Annotated in this window: 5 protein-coding genes; 4 read left to right on the top strand and 1 reads right to left on the bottom strand. The window is 53.8% G+C overall.

Annotation, left to right across the window (positions count from 1 at the left end):
- Nucleotides 1-811 (bottom strand): ADP-glyceromanno-heptose 6-epimerase (rfaD, locus tag OB13_RS18085; protein WP_461491587.1); only part of this gene is annotated, 811 nt, incomplete at its 3' end.
- 110 nt (nt 812-921) lie between these two features.
- On the opposite strand from rfaD, the gene OB13_RS18080 reads away from it, so the two are divergent.
- The 4 genes from OB13_RS18080 to lpxB form a co-directional block, all read left to right on the top strand.
- On the top strand, nt 922-1818 hold the full coding sequence (locus OB13_RS18080) for an ABC transporter substrate-binding protein (protein ID WP_461491586.1): 897 nt from the start codon (nt 922-924) through the stop codon (nt 1816-1818).
- On the top strand, nt 1815-2822 hold the full coding sequence (locus OB13_RS18075) for a FecCD family ABC transporter permease (protein WP_461491585.1): 1008 nt from the start codon (nt 1815-1817) through the stop codon (nt 2820-2822). Before OB13_RS18080 ends, OB13_RS18075 begins: the two co-directional genes overlap by 4 nt.
- A complete protein-coding gene (locus OB13_RS18070) occupies nt 2823-3239 on the top strand; it encodes a 6-pyruvoyl trahydropterin synthase family protein (protein WP_461491584.1) in 417 nt (138 codons plus the stop codon).
- 80 nt (nt 3240-3319) lie between these two features.
- Nucleotides 3320-4165: lipid-A-disaccharide synthase (gene lpxB / locus OB13_RS18065; protein ID WP_461491583.1), on the top strand; the 846-nt coding region annotated here is incomplete at its 3' end.

The following is a 4165-nucleotide window of genomic DNA, read 5'->3' as shown; positions in this document are numbered from 1 at the left end:
CCACAAAGTCAATGTTCGGGGTTACGCCCATGGCCTCAAACGTATTCAGGGCCAGCGCCATAAAGGTGCGGGCTTTGCCAGAGCCGAGGTTGTAGATGCCGGAGTTCTTGCGGTGGTGCATCAGGAAGAGGCATACCTCTACCACGTCCTTCACATACACAAAGTCACGCATCTGCTCGCCGTCGGCAAAGTCCGGGTTGTGGGAGCGGAACAGCGTCAGGCTGCCTTTCTCCTTGATCTGGTTGTAGGCATGGAAAATAACCGAGGCCATACGGCCTTTGTGGTATTCGTTGGGGCCATACACGTTGAAGAACTTCAGGCCGGCCCAGAAGAAAGGCTTTGCCGTCTGCTCCAGCGCCCACTTATCGAAGTCGTTCTTGGAGTCACCGTAAGGGTTGAGCGGCTTCAGCAACGGAATAATGGCTTCGTTGTCGTCGTAGCCAAGGGTGCCGGAGCCGTAGGTAGCTGCCGATGAGGCGTATACCAGCGGGATCTGGTACTCGCAGCAGGCATTCCATACCTGTTTGGAGTAGTTCAGGTTGAGCAGGTCGAACACATCCTTGTTAAATTCAGTGGTATCAGTGCGCGCACCCAGGTGGAAGATGAATTCTACTTCCTCGTAGTTATCGTCCAGCCACTCCATGAAGCCGTCGCGGTCCACATACTCCTTTATCTTTTTCCCTTTGAGATTATCTTCTTTTTTGGCGACGGAGAAATTGTCCACCACCACGATATCATTAAAATTAGCTGCATTGAGCCTGCCCACGAGGCAGCTCGCAATAAAGCCGGCAGCACCAGTTACAACGATCATAATTCAGTTTTATAGGCTGTAATGTAAATTGCGTTAAATTTACGAAAATAAACGGAGCAGGCTGCGCCATTCGTCGTGCCGCTCTTCAAAGCAAGAAACTAAGCTATACCTTGTACCTATACCTGAAACGGCTTCCTGGTGTTCTCTTCCTGCTCATCGCCCTGGCGTGCAGCCCTGACACGAAACAGCAGACAGGGGAGGAGCTGGTGCTGCAGGACGGCCTGGGCCGCGAAGTGCGGCTTCCGCACCAACCCAAACGCGTGCTGGCTTTCGCTTCCTCCATGACCGAAATGCTCTTTGCCGTCTGCGACACCGCCAATATCGTGGGTCGCACCCCCCAATGCGACTACCCGACAGGTGTGTACAGCAAACCCATCGTGAACAACTACCCGGTAGACCTTGAGCAGGTGCTGGCCCTGAAGCCGGACCTGGTGTTTACAGTAGAAGGTATAACCCCCCTGGAGATCGCGGCGCGGCTGGAGGAACTGGGTATACCGGTCTACTATCAGAAATACCGCTCGGTAGAGGATATCTTTCAGGGTATAGAAGACCTCGGCCGTATCATGAACCGGGAGCAGCAGGCCAACCACCTGGCCGATTCGCTCCGAAAACAGGTACAGGCAATCGAGCACAGGTATAGCCAGCAGGCGCACAAGCAGCGCGTACTGACCATCACCTGGAGCGACCCGATCTATGTATACGGCCAGAACACGATCCTGACAGACCAGCTGCGCATACTGGGAGCGCAGAATGCGGTGCAGGAAGTATTCGATCAGCCTTACCCGGCCCTCTCGCGGGAGTATGTACTCAAACTTAACCCGGATGTGCTGCTGGGCGGAAGTCCCGAGCGTCTGGAGAAGGAATTCTTCAGTCTCTACCCGGAGCTGCGCAAAATAGCCGCTTACCAAAACAAGCGTATCTACGCGCCAACCGGAAACCTCATCGAGCGGCCCGGCCCACGCGTGGTGGAATCGATTGTTGAACTGGAGGGCTTTCTGTACCCATGAGCAAAGCGTTCTACTTCCTGTCTGCGCTGTTCCTCATCCTGGTAGCCCTGGTACTGGGCCTGCAGGTAGGAACTTTCGAAGCCGACCTGGGCACGATCAGCAACGCTTTCCTACACTATGATCCGGACAACACGACCCATTATGCGATCATGCACCTGCGCCTCCCGCGGCTGTTACTGGCCCTGGTGGTAGGCGCATCGCTGGCTTTTTGCGGTTACCTCATGCAGGCGATGGTCAACAACGGGCTGGCCGATCCTTACCTGCTGGGTACGGCTTCGGGCGCCTCTTTGGGAGCCGTCATCGTTTTCTTTGGTTTTGTGGAGATCACAGTAGCGGGCATCTATATGCCGCCTGTCTTTGCCCTGATGGGTGCCTTTGCGGTGACGCTGGTGGTGGTGATGCTCGGTTACCGCAAAGGGCAACTCATACCGGCGCAGCTGCTGCTGGCAGGTATAGCCATCAGTTCGCTGGTAACCGCCATGGTTGGTTTGCTCACGTTCCTGTCCGATTCGGAGGGCAAGCTCAGGTCCGTTATTTTCTGGTCGATGGGTAGCTTTGAGCGGGCCAGCTGGGCAATGCTGCCATACCCTGCCACGGCTTTGCTGGTCGCGCTTTTCCTGTTCGCTTTCATGCAGAAGCAGCTCAACATCCTGCTGCTGGGCGCTGACCGGGCGCAGGCGCTGGGCGTGCAGGTCGTCAGGACGCGCTGGATCATCCTGGCCACCGTTTCCATCGTGACAGGCTTTGCGGTCGCTACTTCCGGGCCGATCGGTTTTGTCGGGCTGATCATACCGCACGTCACCCGGGGGCTGATGGGGGCAACCGGTAAAGCCAATTTACTTTTCTGTGCCTTTATCGGCGGCTTTTTCATGCTTTTATGTGATTTGCTCTCCCGCCTGCTCTATCCGCCGGCAGGACTGCCAATTGGAATCATTACTTCGTTCTTTGGTGTTCCTTTCTTTGTATATTTGTTGTCTCGAAAGAATTATAAGTTTAGCAGTTAGATGATTTACGTAAGCAGGTTAGAGCATTTTAATGCAGCCCACAAGCTGCACAACCCGAACTGGTCGTTGGCAAAAAATAAGGAGGTGTTCGGGCCATGTGCGAATACCAACTGGCATGGGCACAATTATGAGCTGATCGTGACCGTAAAAGGAAAGCCGGACCCCGATACCGGTTTTGTCGTGGATCTGAAAAAACTGAGTACCCTTATCCGCAAGCACATCATTGAGAAGGTAGACCACAAGAACCTCAACCTCGATGTGGCCTTTATGGAAGACAAACTGGCCAGCACAGAGAACCTGGTCGTTGAATTCTGGAAGATCCTGGAGCCTAAAATCGCTGAAATTTCAAGCGCTAAGCTACATAGCCTGAAATTATATGAGACGCCACGTAACTACGTGGAGTATTTCGGCGAATAAGCAACATAGCCTGCGGGCTATACCTGCTGTTGCTTTCAAAAACCTGCCGCATACGGCAGCTCCAAACGGATACAGACCACATGAAATATTACATAATAGCTGGTGAGCGCTCTGGCGATCTGCACGCGTCCAACCTTATTAAGCAGCTCCGGAAACAAGACCCTGACGCTGACATAAGAGGGTGGGGAGGCGACATGATGCAGGATGCCGGCATGCACCTGGTGAAGCATTACCAGGAAATGGCCTTCATGGGCTTTGCCGAGGCAGCTGCCAACTTTTTCAAGATCATGGGCTTCCTGCGGGAGTGCAAAGCCGACATCACCGCTTTCAAACCGGATGTGGTGATCCTGGTGGATTATGCCGGGTTCAACATGCGCGTTGCCAGCTTCGCCAAAGACAAAGGGCTGAAAGTTTTCTATTACATCTCCCCCAAACTCTGGGCCTGGAACCAAGGGCGCGTGCACAAGATCAAACGCCTGGTGGACCGTATGTTTGTGATCATGCCCTTTGAGGAAGATTTCTATGCCGGCTTCGATTATAAAGTGGACTACATCGGCAATCCCGTTTCTGACTCGGTCAATGACCATGTTGTGGCGCCGGACTTCCGGAGCCGCAACATGATTCATAACAACAAACCCATCATTGCCATACTTCCCGGTAGCCGCAAGCAGGAGATCGAGAGCATGCTGCATGTGATGTTGAGCGTGTTGCCGTCCTTCCGCGATTACCAGTTTGTGGTGGCAGGTGTCTCCAACTTCTCGAAGGAGTATTACGAGCAGTATAACAAAGACCCCAACATCAAGATCATCTACGACCAGACCTACGACCTGCTTGCCCATGCAAAGGCGGCGCTGGTGACGTCTGGTACGGCTACCCTGGAAACGGCGCTGTTCGATGTGCCGCAGGTAGTCTGCTACAAGACCAGT

It is taken from the genome of Pontibacter sp. HJ8 (assembly GCF_054824225.1).
Note: the sequence above shows the minus strand (reverse complement) of the source record. Positions and strands in the feature narration are given on the sequence as shown.